The following is an 18,728-nucleotide window of genomic DNA, read 5'->3' as shown; positions in this document are numbered from 1 at the left end:
CGATCATGAGCATTCTTCTTCTCGCTGAACATGACAACGCGTCCCTTTCGGACCAGACAGCCAAGGCGCTTTCAGCCGCTTCGCAGATCGGCGGCGACGTGCATGTGCTTGTCGCAGGCAAAGACGCCCAGGCCGCTGCCGATGCGGCATCCGGGCTCGACGGCGTCTCCAAGGTGCTGCTGGCCGAATCCGACGAGCTGGCCGAAAACCTCGCCGAGCCGACCGCCGCGCTGATCGTTTCGCTGGCCGAAGGCTATGACACGATCATCGCAGCGGCGACAACCAACGGCAAGAACATCATGCCGCGCGTTGCCGCACTGCTCGATGTCATGCAGGTTTCCGACATCACCGACGTCGTCAGCGCCGATACCTTCAAGCGCCCGATCTATGCCGGCAACGCCATCCAGACGGTGCAGGCAACCGACGCCAAGAAGGTCATCACCGTGCGTACCGCGGGCTTCGGCGCTGCCGGCGAAGGCGGCTCTGCATCCGTCGAGACGGTCTCGGCCGCCGGTGATCCCGGCCTTTCCAGCTTCGTCGAAAACAAGCTTTCGGAAAGCGACCGTCCCGAACTCACCTCCGCCAAGATCATCATCTCGGGCGGCCGCGCGCTCGGCTCGGAGGAAAAGTTCAACGAGGTCATCCTTCCGGTCGCCGACAAGCTCGGCGCTGCCGTCGGCGCGTCGCGCGCGGCCGTCGATGCCGGCTACGCACCGAATGACTGGCAGGTCGGCCAGACCGGCAAGGTCGTCGCCCCGGAACTCTACATCGCCTGCGGCATTTCCGGTGCCATCCAGCACCTCGCCGGCATGAAGGACTCCAAGGTTATCGTCGCCATCAACAAGGACGACGAAGCGCCGATCTTCCAGGTTGCCGATTACGGCCTCGTCGCAGACCTTTTCGACGTTCTTCCGGAACTGGAAAAGGCGCTTTAGGCGGTCAATCGACCGATACGGCATAGCGCCCCTGCGGCGCGATGTCTCATCGCCGGAAAATTCGTGGCGCTAATTTTATGGCCGGGCTGGACGTTGTCAGCCCGGCCATTTAGTTTGTGCGCGAAACGCCCGCTAAAGCGTGGCTCTACCCCGAAAAGAACGGAATAATCATGGCCAGCGCGATCAAGTCAGTTGGGATCATCGGAGCAGGACAGATGGGAAACGGCATTGCGCATGTATGCGCCGTCGCCGGCTATGATGTACGCCTGCACGACGTTTCCGAGGAGCGCATCAAGGAAGCCCTGGCGACCATCAACGGAAACATGGCAAGGCAGGTTTCCGCCGGATCGCTCGGTGACGACGACAAGAACAACGCCATATCGCGCATTTCGGCAGCCCCGAAGATCGAGGACCTGGCCTCGCTGGACCTGGTGATCGAGGCGGCGACGGAGGACGAGACCGTCAAGCGCAAGATCTACGCAAATCTGTGCCCGGTCCTGAATCCCGAGGCGATCCTCGCCACCAACACCTCGTCGCTGTCGATCACGCGCCTGGCTTCGGCCACAGACCGGCCGGAGCGCTTCATCGGCATCCATTTCATGAACCCGGTGCCGGTCATGGGCCTTGTTGAACTGGTGCGCGGCATCGCCACCGAGGACCTGACCTTCGAGGCTTCAAAAGCTTTCGTCGCCTCGCTGGACAAAACGGTAACCGTCGCGGAAGACTTCCCCGCTTTCATCGTCAACCGCATCCTCCTGCCGATGATCAATGAGGCGATCTACACGCTTTACGAAGGCGTCGGCACCGTCGAGGCAATCGACACCTCCATGCGGCTCGGCGCCAACCATCCGATCGGCCCGCTGCAGCTCGCCGACTTCATCGGCCTCGACACCTGTCTGGCGATCATGCAGGTGCTCTATGACGGCCTCGCCGATTCGAAATACCGCCCCTGCCCGCTGCTGGTGAAATATGTCGAGGCCGGCTGGCTGGGCCAGAAGACGGGGCGCGGTTTTTATGATTATCGCGGCGACGAGCCCGTTCCGACGCGATAGGGAGGACGTCAATGTCTGATCAGCCTGTTGCGATCATTGTCGGCGGCGGTAGCGGCATGGGCGCCGGCGCCGCGCGCAAGCTGAGCGCGGAGGGATTTGACGTCGCCATCCTGTCCTCGTCCGGAAAGGGCGTCGAACTCGCTGAGGAACTCGGCGGCCTCGGCCGTTCCGGCTCCAACCGCAACAGCGACGACCTTCAGGCCATCGTCGATGCGGCGATGGAGCGCTGGGGAAGGATCGACGCGGTCGTCAACAGCGCCGGTCATGGTCCGAAGGGTCCGATCCTGGAACTGACCGACGAGGACTGGCAGGACGGCATGGAGTTCTACCTGCTCAATGCCGTGCGCATGGCCCGTATCGTCACGCCGATCATGCAGGCGCAGAAATCCGGATCGATCGTCAACATCTCCACCTATGCGGCCTTCGAGCCGGAGGAGCTGTTTCCGACATCCGGTGTCTTCCGCTCCGGTCTTGCCGCCTTCACCAAGCTGTTCACCGACAAATACGCCGCCGACAATGTGCGCATGAACAACGTGCTGCCCGGCTTCATCGACAGCCTGCCCGAGAAGGAAGACCGCCGGACCCGCATTCCCATGGGCCGTTACGGAACGGTGGAGGAAGTATCCGAACTGATTGCCTTCCTGGCTTCACCGAAATCCAGCTACATAACCGGCCAGAACATCCGCATCGACGGCGGCATCACGCGATCGGTGTGAGCAGGCCGCGGGGTCAAGATCAAACGCACTGACGCTTGGCCGCGGTTTCGGGGTCGCCGGTATTGGGCGTGCCCGTTGGCTCGATCAGAAGTAAATGCGCTTCCTGCCTTGCGACGGGCCTGTGCTCTGCGCCCTTTGGCACGATGAACATTTCGCCGGGATTCAGGGTGACGGTTCGGTCGCGAAGCTCGATATCGATCTGACCTTCCAGAACGAGGAAGAAATCGTCGGTATCGGCATGGGAGTGCCAGTTGAATTCGCCTTTCACCTTGACCACCATAACGTCGTGACCGTTGAACTCGGCCACGGTTCGCGGCGACCAGTGCTCATCGAATAGGGCAAGTTTCTCGGCAAGGTTAACGGAGTCATGCATCGTGACGTTTCCCGGTCGTTGTCTGAAGCTATCGGGGCATTGGCAAATCAGCCGCTTGGTGTCTCCGAAACACCCTCCAACGCCTTGCCGATATAGGTCTTCGCATCGTCGCTCGACCAGTGAGCCGGCCCGTTCATATTGGCGAGAAGACACCCTTCCTCATCGACAAGCAGCGTCACGGGCAGGCCGAAGGCAAGGCCCTGCTTCTTCAGATCGTTGAACACGCCCATCGTATTGTCGCGGTAGAAGCCGAGATGCTCCACGCCGATCTCGTTCAGGAAATTCTTCGGTTTCGTATCGTCGCCGGTGTCGATATTGATCGCGACGACCTCGAAATCCTCACTGCCCATCGCCGCCTGCAATTCGTCGAGCGCCGGCATTTCCTCGCGGCAGGGCGCACACCAGGTGGCCCACAGATTGATCAGCACGGTCTTTCCGGAAAGAGCGGCGAGTGACATTTTCTCGCCGTCCGGATTGTTGAAGGCCAGCGATGTCAGGGCCTTCGGCTCGCTTGCCGAGGCCATTGCCGCGACCTGTCCGCTCGCAAAGGGCTGGATCGCCTCGGCAAGCGCGACGGTCGCCGAGCAGGCCGGACCGGAATCGGCACCTGCCACGGCATCGGACGTGTTGCCAGAACCCGCCCCGTTCACGTATACCGCAGCAACGACGCCAACCACGACCAGCACGATTGCGGCGCCCGCAATTTTGACCGTTCCGCGGTTCGATTTATTTTGTTCTGACATTCACGTCATCTCCGGAGTTGACTGAGACATGACCGGCAAATCCTCCAACAAGATGTGGGGCGGACGCTTCGCCTCCGGCCCCGATGCGATCATGGAAGAAATCAACGCCTCGATCGATTTCGACCGCAAACTCTATGCCCAGGACATCGCCGGTTCGCTTGCCCATGCCGACATGCTCGCCGATACCGGCATAATTAGCGCGGACGACCGTGACAAGATAGTGGACGGGCTGAACACGATTTTGTCAGAAATCGAAGCCGGCACCTTCGAATTCTCGCGGCGCCTTGAAGACATACACATGAATATCGAGGCGCGGCTCGCCGAGCTGATCGGCGCGGCCGCCGGCCGGCTCCACACCGCGCGCTCGCGCAACGACCAGGTGGCGCTCGACTTCCGCCTGTGGGTGTCGGCCCAGTTGGAAAACACCGAGACGGCGCTGACCAGGCTGATCGGCGTCCTGCTCGAACGCGCCGAGGAACACGCCGACACGGTCATGCCGGGTTTCACCCACCTGCAGACCGCCCAGCCGGTCACCTTCGGACACCACTGCATGGCCTATGTGGAAATGTTCGGCCGTGACCGCTCGCGGGTGCGCGATGCCTTGACCCGCCTCGACGAATGCCCGCTGGGCGCCGCAGCCCTTGCAGGGACCGGCTTTGCGATCAACCGCCAGCAGACGGCGGAAGCGCTGGGCTTCTCGGCACCCACGCGCAACTCCATCGACACGGTTTCCGACCGCGATTTCGCGCTGGAGTTCCTCGGTCTCGCAGCCATCTGCGGAACCCATCTGTCGCGCCTCGCCGAGGAAATCGTCATCTGGTCGACGCCGCAATTCGGCTTTGTGCGCCTGTCGGATGCCTTTTCGACCGGCTCTTCCATCATGCCGCAAAAGAAGAATCCGGACGCCGCCGAGCTCGTCCGGGCCAAGACCGGGCGCATCAACGGCGCGCTGATCGCCTTGCTGACGGTCATGAAGGGCCTGCCGCTCGCCTATTCCAAGGACATGCAGGAAGACAAGGAGCAAGTCTTCGATGCCGCCGAAACGCTCGAACTGGCGCTCGCCGCGATGACCGGCATGGTCGGAGACATGCAGATATCGGCACAGGCCATGAAAGCGGCCGCCGGCGCCGGCTATTCGACCGCCACGGATCTGGCCGACTGGCTGGTGCGAGAGGCCGGACTGCCCTTCCGGGACGCCCATCATGTGACGGGAAAGGCGGTGGCCCTGGCCGAGGAAAAAGGCTGCGGGCTTGCCGACCTGCCGCTTGAGGATATTCAGAAGATCAACGGCGCCATTACCGAGAGCGTCTTTGACGTCCTGAGCGTCGACGCGTCGGTCGCCAGCCGCACAAGCTTCGGCGGCACCGCGCCCGCCAATGTCCGCGAACAGATCAACTGGTGGCGCGGTCGGCTTTGATTTGTGAGGCGATAAACAGACAAACAGGGTGCACATTTCATCGGAAGTCCGTTAAAAGGTCTGCACCTGCAATTCCGGATGAATGCGAGCCAGCCATGACTGTTTCGAATGCCGCAAAACTCGCTGCCCTCTTGAGCCTGACCGCGCTGGTTGCCGCCGGCTGCGGCAAGAAGAGCGATCTGGACATTCCGCGCTCCGAGCCCGTCATCGAGAATACGGATGGCAATGAGGAGCCGGAGCGCAAGGACCGGCGCTTCATTCTCGATCCGCTGATCCAGTAGAGGCGCTGCCGTGAATCATTTCGAATACAGGGACGGCGTCCTCTTCGCCGAGGACGTCAGCATTGCCGATATCGCGCAATCGGTCGGCACGCCCTTCTATTGCTATTCGACCGCCACGCTGACGCGCCACTACAAGGTTTTTGCCGACGCTTTTTCCAGTGTCGATTCGCTGGTCTGCTACGCCATGAAGGCAAATTCGAACCAGGCCGTGCTGGCGACACTGGCGCGGCTGGGGGCTGGCGCCGATGTGGTGTCCGAGGGCGAGTTGAGACGCGCGCTCGCTGCCGGCATTCCACCCCGGAAGATCGTATTTTCCGGCGTCGGAAAAACAGTGCGCGAAATCGACTTCGCGCTCGACGCAGGGATTTTGTGCTTCAACATCGAATCGGAGCCGGAGCTTGAACGTGTCAACGCGCGGGCCGAACACAAGGGCAAGAAGGCGCCGGTCTCATTCCGCATCAATCCGGATGTCGATGCCAGGACCCACGCGAAGATTTCGACCGGCAAGAAGGAAGACAAGTTCGGCATAAGCTGGCGCCGCGCGGAAGACGTGTACGCACGGGCCGCCGAACTAAGCGGTATAGAGGTCACCGGTATCGATATGCATATCGGCAGCCAGATCACCGATTTGCAGCCCTATGACGATGCCTTCAAGCTGCTGCACACGCTCGTTGCCCGGCTGCGCGATGCCGGACACAATATCGACCATGTCGATGTCGGCGGCGGCCTCGGGATCCCCTATCGGGACGACAACGATCCGCCGCCGGACCCCGAAGCCTATGCGGATGTCGTGCTGGAGCATGTCAAATCACTGAACTGCAAGGTGATTTTCGAACCCGGCCGGATGATCGCGGGCAATGCCGGTATCCTCGTCACCGAAGTCATCCATGTGAAGGACACCGGGTCGAAATCCTTCGTCATCGTCGATGCCGCCATGAACGACCTGATCCGTCCGACACTCTACGAGGCCTGGCATGATATCAGGCCTGTCGTGGCACCGGATGCCGATGCGCCGCGTATCCGGGCGGACGTGGTCGGGCCGGTCTGCGAAAGCGGCGATTTCCTTGCACAGGACCGGGACATGCCGGCGTTGCGGGCGGGCGATCTGCTTGCCGTCAGCACGGCCGGGGCCTATGGCGCCGTCCAGTCCTCCACCTATAATTCGCGGCTTCTGGTGCCCGAGGTCATGGTGCATGACGACCGTTTCCACGTCGTGCGGCCCAGGGGCACCTATGAGGAATTGATCGCGCTCGATTCGGTGCCTGACTGGCTCGAATAAGCGAAAGGCCGCCAAAACCGGGTTCTCGAGGGCATATCGCCCGCTCACTTTTTGGTGCAACGTCTCGCCTTTGCCGCAAAGAATGCTATCCTTCTGATGGAAACAGAGGGAATCGTCGTCCATGGCGAATGCGAGGCAGCGGACCGGACCCGGCCTGAACACGCTCCTTCGTCGGATCAATATCCGCATAAGGGCAACGCAGCTCATCTTATTTGCAGAGCGCCTGTGGCCGCGGCTGCTGCCGCTGTTCTGCGTCGCCGCCCTGTTTGCCGCGTTTTCCTGGTTCGGCTATTTCCGCCTCGTACCCGAATGGCTGCGCCTCGCAACGGGCGGGCTTTTCGGCCTGGGCGCACTTGCCGCCCTGTTCCCGCTTACGCGCCCGCGCTGGCCAAGCCGCCAATCGGCTCTTGACCGTCTTGAAAGAGACAACCGCATCGTCCACCAGGCGATCGCGGTGCAGTCGGACCGGCTTGTATCGGAAGACGACGTCTTTGCGCATTCGCTCTGGCAGGCGCACAAAAAGCGCATGGCCGAGCAGATCGATGCGGTCCACCTGGCGGCGCCCCGGCCCGATACGCCGAAGGTCGACCCGTACGGGCTGCGCGCCGTCGTCGCGCTGCTCTTCGTTGTCGGGTTCGCCTATTCCTACTCCAGTCAGTCGGGCCTGCTCAGCGACGTGTTCCACAGCCACAAACAGGCCCAGGCCGTTGCCGGCATCAGGGTCGATGCCTGGGTCACGCCGCCGGATTACACCGGCAAGGCGCCGATCTTCCTGACCGGCAATACAAAGGGACTGCCCGAAACCATCGCGGTGCCGCAGGGCAGCGAGATGCTGGTCCGCATCGTCGGCGGCAACGGCTCCGAGGAAGTCGTCTACGAAAGCGGCGGGCAGACGGCGAGCGTTCCTGTTGAAGAAGATGCGGCATCCGAGGCAAGCAGCCTTACGGGCAACGCGACAACCGCCCGCAACTACAGGTTCGAAGCACCGGGCGACGGCACGCTCCTGATCCGGCGCGGGACGCAGCTCGCGGAAAGCTGGCGTTTCGAGCTCATCGCCGACACGCCGCCCGTCATAGCCTTCGACGGTAATCCCGGCCGCGCCACGAACGGGGCGCTTGAAATCGGCTTTACGCTCAATGACGATTACGGCGTTCAGCGCGCCTATGCCGAGATCGTACCGGCCGAACCGCAGGCGGCGGACGCGCGGCCCCTTTATGATCCGCCGGAATACCCCCTGACCCTGCCGCGCAAGACGGCGCGCGAACGCAAGGGTCGCGAGAGCCGCAACCTGACCGAACATCCCATGGCCGGCACGCCGGTAAGGATCACGCTCGTCGCCGAGGACTTCATCGGTCAGACGGGACGCAGCGAGGCGCATGAAATGATCCTGCCGGGGCGGTTCTTTCACAACCTGCTCGCCGGTTCGGTCGCCGAGCAACGCCAGGTGCTTGCGCTCGACACCAACAAGGTGGACCGCGTCTTCGACCTCAACGACGCCATTACCATGGCGCCGGAAGAGACCATCGACAACACCACCCATTATCTGCTGATCAAGTCGGCGCGCGCCCGCCTCAAGCAGGCCTGGGACGACGACATGCTGCGCGATACCGCCGACTATATGTGGGACATCGCCCTCGGCATCGAGGACGGCAACCTCTCTTTTGCCGAGCGCCGGTTGCGCGATGCTCAAAGAGCGCTTTCAGAAGCGCTTGAGAACGGCGCGTCCGACGAGGAGATCCAGGCTTTGATGGATGAGTTGCGCGAGGCCATGCAGGAGTTCCTGCAGGCTCTGGCGCAGCAGATGCAGCAGAACCAGAGCGCCATGCAGCAGATTCCGCCCGAGGCGTTGCAGAACATGTTGCGCCAGCAGGACCTCGATCGCATGCTGGACCAGATCGAGAATCTGGCCCAGTCGGGCGCCAGGGACCAGGCACAGCAATTGTTGTCCGAATTGCAGCGGATGATGAACAATCTCCAGATGGGCCAGCACCAGCAGGTTCAGGGCGACAACCCGATGCGCCAGCAGATGGACCAGCTCGGCGAACTCATGCAGCGCCAGCAACAGCTGATGGAACAGACCTTCGACCTGGAACAGGCGCTCAGGGACCGCCAGCAGCGGGAGTTCTTCCAGGACAATCAGCGCCAGCAGCAGGACGGCCAGCAGAGCCCGCAGAACGGCATGCAGGAGATGACCGAAGAAGAATTGCAGCAGGCGCTGCGTGACCTGCAGGAAATGCAGGAGCAGCTTCAGCAGCAGCTCGGCGAATTGCAGGAGAAGCTCGAACAGTTCGGCCTTGGCGAGAATGAAGGTTTCGACGAGGCCGGCGAGGCCATGGGCGAAGCCGGCGAAGCGCTCGGCGAGGCCGAGGGCGGAACGGCCGTGGACGAACAGGGGCGTGCCCTTCAGGCCCTGCGGCAGGGCGCCCAGCAGATGATGAACCAGATGCGTCAGTCGATGGGACAGAACCCCGGCAACCAGCCCGGAACGGCCCAGCGCGATCCGCTCGGAACCGATCCGCTCGGCAGGCCGCGCGCCAATAGCGGCCCGGATTTCGGCGAAGATGTCAAAGTGCCTGAAGAAGCCGACATTCAGCGTGCGCGCCGTATTCTCGAAGCCATCAGGGAAAGGCTTGGCGACGCATTCCGCCCGGAGATGGAGCGCTTTTATCTCGAACGGCTGCTGGACAGCCGTTAGAAAATCCGAAAGCGGAGCGTTCTAGATCGTCAGCGCCTCGGCAACGGCGCCGCGAATATCAGGCAGCGTAAATGGTTTGGCGACAACGTCGACGATCACGCTCGACAATGATTCAGCGCGCTCGCGCTGTTCGGCGTAGCCCGTCATTAACAGGATCTTCAGCTCGGGAAACTCGGCTGCCGCCGTATGCGCCAGTTCAATGCCATCCATCACCGGCATGCGGATATCGGACAACAGAAGGTCGTACGACATGTCCTGGCGAAGCTGGTCCAGTCCGGCGGCGCCGTCAGGAGCCTCGTCTACATCGTGCCCATCCATCTGAAGCGCGCGGCTGACAAAACGACGAAGCGAATCCTCGTCCTCGGCAATCAGTATTTTTGCCATCTATTCCCGTCCGAAATTGTCTGAACCCGGATGGCATGCAGGCCGTCCGAAGCTCTCCCTGTACTTCTGCGCGGAACGGATTCCGCGCCCCTTTGACAGCAAAACACGCAATCCTTTTCGGCGGGTAAACGGCCATGTCTCCGCGCGACAAATCGGGCCGCCGGCCCGCCTTTCGGCAAATCATGCTTAACAGAGTGTTGGCCTGGCGCGCGCAAACGCGGGACTACTCGGCATCTCCCGTGACGACGCCGACAAAGGGCAGCTCCCGGAACGCATAGGCCACATCCATGCCGTAGCCGACAACGAAATAGTCGGGACATTCGAAGCCGACGAAATCGGCGTTGAGCGTTCCTTCACGACGGCTGCGTTTGTCGAGCAGAACAGCGATCGACACATCATTGGCGCCGCGCTCGAACATGAGGTCTCGCGCAAAACGCAGCGTATTTCCCGATTCGAGGATGTCGTCGATCAGCAGGATATCGCGCCCGGTGACGTCGCTGTCGATGTCCTTGATGATCTTGACGCCCTGGCTCTTGGTACCCTTGCCATAGCTCGACAGCGTGATGAACTCGACCTCCGGGGCAAGACCCACCGCGTGCAGCGCGCGCAACAGGTCGGCGGCGAAGATGAAGGATCCCTTCAGGATCGAAATGACCAGCAGATCGTTCTTGGGCTTCTCCGCAATCTTGGCGGCAAGATCGAGGTTGCGCTCGGCAATCTGTTCCGGCGAAAACAGGATGTCGATGTTTTTTCCGCGGACTACGGGCATGGCGGTTCTTTCAGGTTCTGGGCTTTGGTGACCATTTAACTTATGCGCCGGTGTAGTCCATGGGCGCGCAAAGGAAAAGAACAACCGTCATGTATTCACGGATTCTGCCGGCCTGGCGCCGGATTCAGGTCAACGGGCGGTTCCGGCGCCGGCCAGCGAGATGGTTAACTGATCGTAATCGCGAACCGTTGACGGCACGCGCACCCTGAAGCGCGTGCTTTCGCCCGCCGCCAGCTTTTCCTTGCCCGTGCGGGCATAAAGCGGCATCTGGCCTTCCTGTCCCTCACCCGATTCGATCGCAAGCAGGGGAACCGCCCGCGCATCCGCAGATTCGTTGCTGATCACCCCGTGCAGAACGAAATAGGATTCATCCTGAACGCGAAGCGGATCGACCGAGATTGCCGACAGTGTCAGCCCGCCTTTGCCGGCGGAGCCGGTGAAAAGCGCATGGCCGCCTGACAGCCAGAAGCCGATAGCGCTCGCTACGATCACAACGGCCGCGAAGGCGGGGGCAGACCGCTGCCGCACCGGTTTCCTGCGCGTCTTGGCATTGGAGAAGAGATTCATGTGTGGAGATGCGCCGGGCGACGGACGGCCGAAATCTTCAGCGGGAATGTTCTTTTTCGGCGCTGGCCGTTGTTGCGGCCTTGTCCGCAGGGCCGGACCGTCTACATGCTCGAATTCGGCATCGATGATATCGGCATCGGCCATTCGGCCGCGCACGGGCGCACGACTTTGAAATGTTTTTTCGGTTCGGCTATGCGAAGACTGTTTCGAAAATTGATTTCGCGTACTATAGCCGAATCTGTGCTTGCCGCTGCCACTTTGCATAAGCTGTCGAAGGTGCCCCTGGTCCGGCCATTGCGGGAATTCTTTAACAGACGTAAACGCATTGGGTTAACAAACAGGAAACCGGGTCGGTCGGGCGTGCTGCACAGGGGCGAAATTATCAACTCGTTAACCGTGTCGGCGGCCGGCTCCGGTTTTCGATATGCACGAACGAGGCGCGCGTGATCGACTTTGACAACGTTGGACTGCGTTACGGCATGGGGCCGGAAGTGCTGCGCGATTTGACGTTCGAGGTTCCCAGGCGTTCCTTCCAGTTCCTCACCGGTCCATCCGGGGCCGGCAAGACCACCCTGCTGCGCCTGATGTTCATGTCGCTGCAGCCGACCCGCGGCTTCGTGCGCGTTTTCGGCCAGGACATCACCACGATCCCGCAGCAGGAACTGCCCAAGCTGCGCCGCCGCATCGGCATCGTCTTCCAGGATTTCCGGCTGCTCGATCACCTGACGACCTACGAGAACGTCGCCTTGCCCTTGCGGGTGCGCGGCAAGGAAGAGACGAGCTACCGCACGGACGTGATGGAGCTTCTCAAATGGGTCGGCCTAGGAGATCGCATGAATGTATTGCCGCCGATCCTTTCCGGCGGTGAAAAGCAGCGCGCGGCCATTGCCCGGGCCCTGATCGACCAGCCGGAGATATTGCTGGCGGACGAGCCGACGGGTAATGTCGATGCGCCGCTGGCGCGGCGTCTGCTGCGGCTTTTTCTCGAATTGAACAAGCTCGGAACGGCCGTCATCATCGCAACTCATGATCTGTCGCTGATGGATCAGATCGATGCACGGCGCATGATATTATCGGGCGGGCGGCTTGAAATTTATGAATGACATGACCGACGGCGAAAAAGGCTTGGGGGAAAATCCGCGCGAGATCGTTCTGCGGCCGATGGCGCCGATCGTGCCGGCCACCAACATTGCCGGCAATTCCCTCATGTTCGTTATCTCCATCATGTCGTTTCTGGCGTGCCTGACGCTCGGCGCCGTGATCATGGTCCAGGACACGGCCAATAGCTGGCAGAGCCAGATCTCGCGGGAAATAACCATACAGATCAAACCCGAATCCGGCATGGATGTTGACGCCGAGCTCGCCAAGGCGCGCGATATCGCTCTGTCCTTTTCCGGAACGACCGGCGCGACCATAGTCGACACGGCGGCCACGGCACGTCTTCTCGAGCCCTGGCTCGGCGAGGGTCTCGACATGGAGGAACTGCCGGTTCCACGGCTGGTCATCATTACCATCGACGAGACATCCCCGCCCGATTTTGCCGGCATGCGCGCCGCGCTCGACGATTCCGTCAAGAACGCGTTTCTCGACGATCACCGCACCTGGGTCGACCGGCTGGTGGCCATGGCCAACACGACGGTCATCATCGGCCTGTGCGTTCTGGCGCTGGTGTTCATCGCCACCGTCCTGACCGTCATATTCGCAACCCGCGGTGCGCTTTCCGGCAATCATCACATTGTCGAGGTGCTGCATTTCGTGGGCGCGGAGGCAAGTTTCGTCGCATCCAAATTCCAGAAGCACTTTTTCATGATCGCGCTGAAGGGCGCCCTTGCCGGCGGCCTGGGCGCAACGATCGCCTTCGCCGTCGCCGGCCTTTGGGCCAATGCGCGCATCGCAACGCCGGAGAGTGATCAGGCCATGGCTCTGTTTGGCGGATTCTCCATGAGCGCGGGCGGTTATATCGGAGCATTGTCGATCGTCGTCATCACGGCCGTGCTGACGGCGCTGACGACGCGCATAACCGTTATCCGCACAATCATGGAGATCGATCTGATCCGTTCCGATCCGACGCGCTCGATATGAAACCCGGCATTGCGAACCCCACAGCCTAAATCCCACCTGCTCTGGCGCTTGCCACAAAGGCGCTGTATGGAGGGGTATGAACACCGATCCGACCGGCGATTCGGACACCACCGAAACGCCGAAAAAGCACAGCGGGGGCGCGCGCTGGCTTGGGCGGCTGGCAGGGCTGTTCCTGCTCGTCCTTGCATTGGCGGTGGGACTGTTTGCTGGAAGTTTCCTGCGCTTCACGCGCAACATCATGGCACTTGAGCCGCCACGAAAGATCGCGGAGGCCGATGGCATCGTCGTCTTGACCGGCGGCCGACAGCGCATCGAACGCGCATTGGATCTGCTCGACGAGGGCACCGCAGGGCGGCTGCTGATTTCCGGTGTGAATCCGGCAACCACCAGCCGGCAGATACAGACGCTGACGCACTCCGAGCCGGCACTGTTCGAATGCTGCGTCGACATCGGCCACGACGCGATCGATACAATCGGAAATGCCAACGAAGCAGCGCTTTGGGTGAAAGAACACGGCTATCGCGACGTCATTGTCGTGACCAGCAACTACCACATGCCGCGCAGCCTTCTGGAACTGCGGCGCGTCGATGCGGAAACGAATTTCATTCCCTATCCCGTCGTCGCCACGGATCTGCGCAACCTGCAATGGCTGCAACACCCGGCGGCGCTGCGCATGGTCGCTGCCGAATATCTCAAATATCTCGCGGCCCGCTACCGGTTGGCTCCCGGCTCCAGCGCCCGCAACGGTCTGCGCTCAAGTGAGACAAAGCAGATGGCGGACAACCCGGTTGCCGCGGAAGCCGGTCGCAGCAATTGACAGCGGGCCGGGGATGCTCAGACTAGGTCCCGACCTGCAAACCCGGCCCGGTTCATTTGATGATCTACCTGCGTTCCGCCCTCTTCAACCTTGCTTTCTATCTCAGCCTGATCATTCAGATGATCATCTTCTCGATCCCCTATTTCCTCATGCCGCGGAAAGCGGCCTGGATCATCCCGAAATTCTGGGTGCGTACCAATCACTGGCTGCTCGCCGCGATCGTCGGAACCACGCACACGGTGGAAGGCCTGGAGAACATCCCCGAGGGCGGCTATATCATCGCACCGAAGCATCAGTCCTTCTGGGATGCCTACGGTCTTCTGCCCTATCTGGACGATCCGTTCTATATCCTCAAGCGCGAGCTCACCTGGATCCCGCTCTTCGGCTGGTATGTCAGCAAGATGCGCATGGTGCCGATCAACCGTGGCAGCCGGGAAAAGGTGATGCCGGCTGTGCTTGAGCAGACCAAGCGGCAGATGGACGACGGCCGCCAGCTCATCATCTATCCCGAGGGCACACGCCGCCCCGTGGGTGCCGAGCCTGCCTATCGATACGGTATCGCGCGCCTCTATGCGGATCTCAATGTTCCGGTCATGCCTGTCGCGGTCATTGCCGGCCTGTTCTGGCCGCGCCGCAAGTTCCTGCGCTATCCCGGCAACATCAGGGTCCGGTTCCTTGAGCCCATCGAGCCCGGGCTGCCGCCGGAGGAATTCATGGAACGACTGATTTCCGCCACCGAGACAGCCGTGGACGAACTGCTTATCGACGCGGTGCGGCAAAATCCCGGCCTGCCACTGCCGGAGCAGGCACGCAGGCGCTACGAGGGTCTGACTGCGAAGAAAGCCGTCACCGCCGAGGCCGGTCCATGAGCCGGGCGACATCCTCCAGCCAGTGATCGCGGATCTTCATCTCTTTCAGATGCTCGACGGTGCTCGCCACATAATCGGCATTGTGCCCCGAGCGGCCTTCGGAGACCGATACGCGTCTCGCCGCGTCATCGGCGCTCAGATGGCCGGCGAACTGTTCATGATACTGATCGGCAACATAGCAGACGGCGGTGATGCGCCGCCCGTCGGGCAGGTGCACGGGCGCGGTGCGTTCGAGATAGACATTGGTGACAAGCTCACGCTCGCGCAGATAGGCCAGAACCACATCGCGATTCGCCCCGTCGACCCGGAACACCATGCCCGTGCAGGAGCCGCCACGGTCGAGACCGAGCACGAGACCCGGCTTGTCCTGTGTTCCGCGATGCACCCATGAATAGATGCACAGCGCCCTGCGATAGCCGAAAAGGCGGCCTTTCGTCGCTTCAACGAAGTCGAATCCCGGACGCCACATCAGCGACCCATAGCCAAACACCCAAAAATCATCCATATCGTTGATCAGTATCCCGAATTCGAAGCGTGGCGGCCCGGGCGCCGCCGGCAAGCTGCACAATTGGAGAACCGAATGGCCAGGTCAAGTGGCAAGAAGCCGGCAAAATCGTCCCGCAGGTTCCTGTGGCTGGCGATCGGCATCGTCGTGGCGATCGGCGCCTATACGGGCGTGTGGTTTTACCTTGCCGACCAGTTGGAAAGCCGCAGCCAGTTCCTTCTCAGCGACCTGCGCGATCAGAACGTTACCGCCGATTGCCGCGATATGGATGTGCGCGGCTATCCGTTCCGCCTCGGCCTGTACTGCACATCCGTGCTCGCCAAGGACAATGTTGCCGATACCACCGTGACGGCCGGAAGCTTCCGATCGGCGGCGCAGGTCTACAAGCCCAACCACATCGTCTCTGAACTGGACGGCCCGGTATCCGTCGAGGCCGCTATCGGGCTTCTCGCCGATCTCGACTGGGAGGTCCTGCGTTCAAGCACGGTGTTCAATCTGAGCGGCCTCGATCGCGCATCGCTGGAAACACGCAACCTGCAGGCGGCGATCACGCTGCCCGGCGAAACGGATCCGGTCGAGGTCGCCGCGGCGTCCTCCGAGCTGCATGCGCGCCAGAACAGCGCCGATCTCGACGCGGTGCTTCGACTGAACACGGCAAGCCTCGTTTTCGGTGGCGTGCTGGATACATCGACGACCTTCGACATGCAGGCCGATTTGACGCTCGGCGACCGTGCCTGGCTTTTGTCGGGTGGTGGCCGAACGGAACAGCAGCCCTGGCGCAATCTCAGCGCGTCCCTCAACAGCCTCAATGCCGACCTGAACAATGGCGCCGGGCTCAGTATTGAAGGCCCGTTTTCGATCGACGCTGAGGGTTACCTCACCGGCAAGTTCAACCTGGAGATCCGCGACATGAAAGCCTGGCAGGAGTTCATCGGCACGGTATTTCCGGACATGTCCGACGATATCGCCAACGCCGCCGGCATCGCAGTCAGCATCAATGGCGGCGGGTCCAACCTGTCACTGCCGATCAATGTCGACAAAGGAACCGTTCGCATCGGCTTCATTCAGCTCGGCAAGATACCGCCACTTTAACCGTGGCCCGCCGGAATCAGTTTTCCGGCTGGTTCTCCGTCACCGCGACATGGCGGCCGAAGTCCGGGACATCCACATCCTGGCCGGCCTCGATGATCGATTTGCGGATATGCCGCGTCCGGCTGAAAAGGTCGAAGAGCTTGTCGCCGTCGCCCCAGCGGATGGCGCGCTGCAGCGACGCGAGATCCTCGGAGAACCGCGCCAGCATTTCGAGAATGGCATCGCGGTTGTTCAGGCACACGTCGCGCCACATGGTCGGATCGGATGCCGCCAGGCGCGTGAAATCGCGGAAACCCGATGCCGAATATTTGATGACCTGGGATTTCGTCACCGTCTCGAGATCGTCGGCGGTTCCGACAATATTGTAGGCGATGAGCTGCGGCAGGTGCGAAACGATCGCCAGCACCAGATCGTGATGATCCGGATCCATCCGGTCGACCATCGATCCGCAGGCCTGCCAGAAATCAGACAACGCTTCTATGGCCGCTTCGTCCGTGCCGGGCGGCGGTGTCAGAATGCACCATCGGCCCTGGAACAATTGCGCGAAACCCGCGTCAGGTCCGGAATGCTCGGTGCCGGCAATCGGGTGCCCGGGGATGAAATGGACATTGTCCGGCAGGGCCGGCGCCATCTGTTCGATGACCGATTTCTTGGTCGATCCGACATCGGTGACGATGACGCCCGGTTTCAGTTCGGCCGCCATATCGCGCGCCACCCTTCCCGACGCGCCGACCGGAACGCAGACAATCACGAGATCGGCGTCGCGCACCGCCTCGGCCGGCGACGTCGTGTAGCTGTCGCCAAGCTCCAGCGCATGCGCGCGCTCCAGCGTCTCGGACGTTCGGGTAGACACCGAAATGGTCTCGGCCAACTGCCTTTCGCGGATGACCCGCGCCAGCGAGGAACCGATGAGGCCGATACCTATGAGGGCGATCTTCTTGAATTGAACGTTGCTCATGCTTGACCCAAAAACTCCTTCAGCGCGGCGAGCACGCCCTCATTGGCTTCCTCGGTTCCCACCGACATGCGCAGCGCATTGTCGAAGCCATAGGCCTTGACCCGGCGCAGCACAAAGCCACGGCCTGTCAGGAAATCGTCGGCTTCCGCCGCCGTTTTCGCGGCGCCGTCGAAGTGGATCAGCAGGAAATTGCCCACCGGCGGCGTCACCCTCAGGCCGAGCGCCTCAAAACCTTCGACGAGGCGCGAAAGCCATAGCTGGTTATGGGCGATGGCCCGTTCCACATGGTCCCGGTCGCGTATCGCTGCGGCGCCGGCAATGATGGCGGCCGCATTGACGTTGAACGGACCGCGGATGCGATTGAGCGCATCGACGACCGCCGCTGGACCGTAAAGCCATCCGATGCGCAACGCGGCAAGCCCGTATATTTTCGAGAACGTGCGCGTCATGACGACATTCTCGTTTGCCGAGACCAATTCGATGCCCGATTCATAATCGTTGCGCCGGACATACTCGGCATAGGCCGCATCGAGCACCAAAAGCACATTACCGGGAAGGCCGGCATGCAGGCGGCGCACCTCCTCGACGGGAAGATATGTTCCGGTCGGATTGTTGGGATTGGCGATGAACACGATCTTCGTGCGCTCCGTGACGGCGGCAAGCATCGCGTCCACGTCGACGGTGCAATCGGCCTCCGGCACGGTGACCGGTGTCGCGCCGGCGCCGGTAATCTGGATCTTGTAGACCAGGAAACCGTGTTCCGAGACAATGCCTTCGTCGCCGGGCGACAGATAGGCCTGGCAAAGCAGCGCGAGCAGGTCGTCGGACCCGTTGCCGCCCAGGATATTGGCGGGATTGAGCCCGTGCACCTCGGCGACGGCGTCCCTGAGCACATGCGCCGCGCCGTCCGGGTAGATCTCGAGATGATCGGTGATGCCTGCGAGTGCCTCGACAGCCTTCGGGCTCGGCCCCAGCGGAGACTCGTTCGCGGACAGCTTGTAGACCCGCTCGACGCCGGGCGCGGTTTCCCGTCCCGGCACATAGGCGGCGATATCCATGACGCCGGCTTTCGGCGACGGTTTCACTCTGGCACTGCTCATCGGTCCGTTTTCCTGCTCATGCCGTCGGCGCATGGCGACCGGCGGCAGGTCATGACCTGCGGGGCATAGCGGTCCGGAGCGCGAATGTCGAGTG

General features: G+C 61.8%; 20 protein-coding genes. 12 read left to right on the top strand and 8 right to left on the bottom strand.

The features are described 5' to 3' along the window. Positions 1-5 precede the first annotated feature (5 nt). From OOZ53_RS10675 to OOZ53_RS10665, 3 genes are all read left to right on the top strand, one after another. Positions 6-935, top strand: a complete 930-nt coding sequence (locus OOZ53_RS10675) for an electron transfer flavoprotein subunit alpha/FixB family protein (RefSeq protein WP_271089498.1) — start codon at positions 6-8, stop codon at positions 933-935. Between the two features lie 170 nt (positions 936-1,105). Next, the gene (locus tag OOZ53_RS10670) at positions 1,106-1,987 is read left to right on the top strand and encodes a 3-hydroxybutyryl-CoA dehydrogenase (RefSeq protein WP_271089497.1); all 882 of its coding nucleotides are present in this window, start codon (positions 1,106-1,108) and stop codon (positions 1,985-1,987) included. Positions 1,988-1,998: 11 nt separating this feature from the next. After that, positions 1,999-2,703, top strand: a complete 705-nt coding sequence (locus OOZ53_RS10665) for an SDR family oxidoreductase (protein ID WP_271089496.1) — start codon at positions 1,999-2,001, stop codon at positions 2,701-2,703. A gap of 19 nt (positions 2,704-2,722) precedes the next feature. On the opposite strand, the gene OOZ53_RS10660 is transcribed toward OOZ53_RS10665, so the two are convergent. Then, positions 2,723-3,076, bottom strand: a complete 354-nt coding sequence (locus OOZ53_RS10660) for a cupin domain-containing protein (protein WP_271089495.1) — start codon at positions 3,074-3,076, stop codon at positions 2,723-2,725. A gap of 47 nt (positions 3,077-3,123) precedes the next feature. After that, positions 3,124-3,819, bottom strand: a complete 696-nt coding sequence (tlpA, locus tag OOZ53_RS10655) for a thiol:disulfide interchange protein TlpA (RefSeq protein ID WP_271089494.1) — start codon at positions 3,817-3,819, stop codon at positions 3,124-3,126. A 28-nt stretch (positions 3,820-3,847) separates the two neighbouring features. Here tlpA and argH point away from each other — a divergent pair, with 28 nt between their 5' ends. The 4 genes from argH to OOZ53_RS10635 all read left to right on the top strand — a co-directional run bounded on the left by argH (position 3,848) and on the right by OOZ53_RS10635 (position 9,491). After that, positions 3,848-5,236, top strand: coding sequence for an argininosuccinate lyase (gene argH / locus OOZ53_RS10650; RefSeq protein ID WP_271089493.1), 1,389 nt, complete (start codon positions 3,848-3,850; stop codon positions 5,234-5,236). A gap of 95 nt (positions 5,237-5,331) precedes the next feature. Beyond that, entirely contained in the window at positions 5,332-5,517 is a 186-nt protein-coding gene (locus tag OOZ53_RS10645) for a hypothetical protein (protein ID WP_271089492.1), read from the top strand. A gap of 10 nt (positions 5,518-5,527) precedes the next feature. Then, the gene (gene lysA, locus OOZ53_RS10640; RefSeq protein WP_271089491.1) at positions 5,528-6,796 is read left to right on the top strand and encodes a diaminopimelate decarboxylase; all 1,269 of its coding nucleotides are present in this window, start codon (positions 5,528-5,530) and stop codon (positions 6,794-6,796) included. A gap of 121 nt (positions 6,797-6,917) precedes the next feature. Next, positions 6,918-9,491 carry a TIGR02302 family protein gene (locus tag OOZ53_RS10635; RefSeq protein ID WP_271089490.1) on the top strand — a complete coding sequence of 858 codons (2,574 nt, stop codon included), beginning with the start codon at positions 6,918-6,920 and terminating at the stop codon, positions 9,489-9,491. A gap of 21 nt (positions 9,492-9,512) precedes the next feature. Here the strand turns inward: OOZ53_RS10635 and OOZ53_RS10630 are convergent, their stop codons facing one another. The 3 genes from OOZ53_RS10630 to OOZ53_RS10620 form a co-directional block, all read right to left on the bottom strand. After that, complete coding sequence (locus OOZ53_RS10630; RefSeq protein WP_271089489.1) at positions 9,513-9,875, bottom strand: response regulator; 363 nt, start codon at positions 9,873-9,875, stop codon at positions 9,513-9,515. Between the two features lie 223 nt (positions 9,876-10,098). Then, positions 10,099-10,644 (bottom strand): hypoxanthine phosphoribosyltransferase, encoded by a 546-nt coding sequence (gene hpt / locus OOZ53_RS10625; RefSeq protein ID WP_271089488.1) that lies wholly within the window; start codon positions 10,642-10,644, stop codon positions 10,099-10,101. A 129-nt stretch (positions 10,645-10,773) separates the two neighbouring features. Then, positions 10,774-11,355 carry a hypothetical protein gene (locus OOZ53_RS10620; protein ID WP_271089487.1) on the bottom strand — a complete coding sequence of 194 codons (582 nt, stop codon included), beginning with the start codon at positions 11,353-11,355 and terminating at the stop codon, positions 10,774-10,776. 299 nt (positions 11,356-11,654) lie between these two features. Here OOZ53_RS10620 and ftsE point away from each other — a divergent pair, with 299 nt between their 5' ends. The 4 genes from ftsE (at position 11,655) to OOZ53_RS10600 (ending at position 14,979) form a co-directional block, all read left to right on the top strand. Then, on the top strand, positions 11,655-12,314 hold the full coding sequence (gene ftsE, locus OOZ53_RS10615) for a cell division ATP-binding protein FtsE (RefSeq protein WP_136658396.1): 660 nt from the start codon (positions 11,655-11,657) through the stop codon (positions 12,312-12,314). Then, on the top strand, positions 12,307-13,293 hold the full coding sequence (locus OOZ53_RS10610; protein WP_271089546.1) for a cell division protein FtsX: 987 nt from the start codon (positions 12,307-12,309) through the stop codon (positions 13,291-13,293). The genes ftsE and OOZ53_RS10610 overlap by 8 nt, the downstream gene beginning before the upstream one ends. A gap of 76 nt (positions 13,294-13,369) precedes the next feature. Further along, entirely contained in the window at positions 13,370-14,110 is a 741-nt protein-coding gene (locus OOZ53_RS10605; RefSeq protein ID WP_271089486.1) for a YdcF family protein, read from the top strand. A 59-nt stretch (positions 14,111-14,169) separates the two neighbouring features. Continuing rightward, positions 14,170-14,979, top strand: coding sequence for a lysophospholipid acyltransferase family protein (locus OOZ53_RS10600; protein ID WP_271089485.1), 810 nt, complete (start codon positions 14,170-14,172; stop codon positions 14,977-14,979). On the opposite strand, the gene OOZ53_RS10595 is transcribed toward OOZ53_RS10600, so the two are convergent. Then, positions 14,957-15,484, bottom strand: coding sequence for a gamma-glutamylcyclotransferase (locus tag OOZ53_RS10595; RefSeq protein ID WP_271089484.1), 528 nt, complete (start codon positions 15,482-15,484; stop codon positions 14,957-14,959). The genes OOZ53_RS10600 and OOZ53_RS10595 overlap by 23 nt on opposite strands. Positions 15,485-15,559: 75 nt before the next feature. Between OOZ53_RS10595 and OOZ53_RS10590 the strand changes: the two genes are divergently transcribed. Further along, positions 15,560-16,576 (top strand): DUF2125 domain-containing protein, encoded by a 1,017-nt coding sequence (locus OOZ53_RS10590; protein ID WP_271089483.1) that lies wholly within the window; start codon positions 15,560-15,562, stop codon positions 16,574-16,576. A gap of 16 nt (positions 16,577-16,592) precedes the next feature. Here the strand turns inward: OOZ53_RS10590 and OOZ53_RS10585 are convergent, their stop codons facing one another. Then, a complete protein-coding gene (locus OOZ53_RS10585; RefSeq protein WP_271089482.1) occupies positions 16,593-17,534 on the bottom strand; it encodes a prephenate/arogenate dehydrogenase family protein in 942 nt (313 codons plus the stop codon). After that, complete coding sequence (gene hisC, locus OOZ53_RS10580) at positions 17,531-18,634, bottom strand: histidinol-phosphate transaminase (RefSeq protein ID WP_271089481.1); 1,104 nt, start codon at positions 18,632-18,634, stop codon at positions 17,531-17,533. The genes OOZ53_RS10585 and hisC overlap by 4 nt, the downstream gene beginning before the upstream one ends. Positions 18,635-18,728: the final 94 nt, after the last annotated feature.

This window comes from Allohoeflea poritis, from assembly GCF_027889715.1.
GTDB classification, from domain to species: Bacteria; Pseudomonadota; Alphaproteobacteria; order Rhizobiales; family Rhizobiaceae; genus Hoeflea_A; species Hoeflea_A poritis.
This window is presented reverse-complemented; position numbering and strand designations above follow the sequence as displayed.

Bases quoted from the DNA above. Each gene is read 5' to 3' on its own strand.
- OOZ53_RS10675 (WP_271089498.1), top strand. From the start codon at position 6: ATGAGCATTCTTCTTCTCGCTGAACATGACAACGCGTCCCTTTCGGAC.
- OOZ53_RS10670 (WP_271089497.1), top strand. From the start codon at position 1,106: ATGGCCAGCGCGATCAAGTCAGTTGGGATCATCGGAGCAGGACAGATG.
- OOZ53_RS10665 (WP_271089496.1), top strand. From the start codon at position 1,999: ATGTCTGATCAGCCTGTTGCGATCATTGTCGGCGGCGGTAGCGGCATG.
- OOZ53_RS10660 (WP_271089495.1), bottom strand. From the start codon at position 3,076: ATGCATGACTCCGTTAACCTTGCCGAGAAACTTGCCCTATTCGATGAG.
- tlpA (WP_271089494.1), bottom strand. From the start codon at position 3,819: ATGTCAGAACAAAATAAATCGAACCGCGGAACGGTCAAAATTGCGGGC.
- argH (WP_271089493.1), top strand. From the start codon at position 3,848: ATGACCGGCAAATCCTCCAACAAGATGTGGGGCGGACGCTTCGCCTCC.
- OOZ53_RS10645 (WP_271089492.1), top strand. From the start codon at position 5,332: ATGACTGTTTCGAATGCCGCAAAACTCGCTGCCCTCTTGAGCCTGACC.
- OOZ53_RS10635 (WP_271089490.1), top strand. From the start codon at position 6,918: ATGGCGAATGCGAGGCAGCGGACCGGACCCGGCCTGAACACGCTCCTT.
- OOZ53_RS10630 (WP_271089489.1), bottom strand. From the start codon at position 9,875: ATGGCAAAAATACTGATTGCCGAGGACGAGGATTCGCTTCGTCGTTTT.
- hpt (WP_271089488.1), bottom strand. From the start codon at position 10,644: ATGCCCGTAGTCCGCGGAAAAAACATCGACATCCTGTTTTCGCCGGAA.
- OOZ53_RS10620 (WP_271089487.1), bottom strand. From the start codon at position 11,355: ATGGCCGATGCCGATATCATCGATGCCGAATTCGAGCATGTAGACGGT.
- OOZ53_RS10610 (WP_271089546.1), top strand. From the start codon at position 12,307: ATGAATGACATGACCGACGGCGAAAAAGGCTTGGGGGAAAATCCGCGC.
- OOZ53_RS10605 (WP_271089486.1), top strand. From the start codon at position 13,370: ATGAACACCGATCCGACCGGCGATTCGGACACCACCGAAACGCCGAAA.
- OOZ53_RS10600 (WP_271089485.1), top strand. From the start codon at position 14,170: ATGATCTACCTGCGTTCCGCCCTCTTCAACCTTGCTTTCTATCTCAGC.
- OOZ53_RS10595 (WP_271089484.1), bottom strand. From the start codon at position 15,484: ATGGATGATTTTTGGGTGTTTGGCTATGGGTCGCTGATGTGGCGTCCG.
- OOZ53_RS10590 (WP_271089483.1), top strand. From the start codon at position 15,560: ATGGCCAGGTCAAGTGGCAAGAAGCCGGCAAAATCGTCCCGCAGGTTC.
- OOZ53_RS10585 (WP_271089482.1), bottom strand. From the start codon at position 17,534: ATGAGCAACGTTCAATTCAAGAAGATCGCCCTCATAGGTATCGGCCTC.
- hisC (WP_271089481.1), bottom strand. From the start codon at position 18,634: ATGAGCAGTGCCAGAGTGAAACCGTCGCCGAAAGCCGGCGTCATGGAT.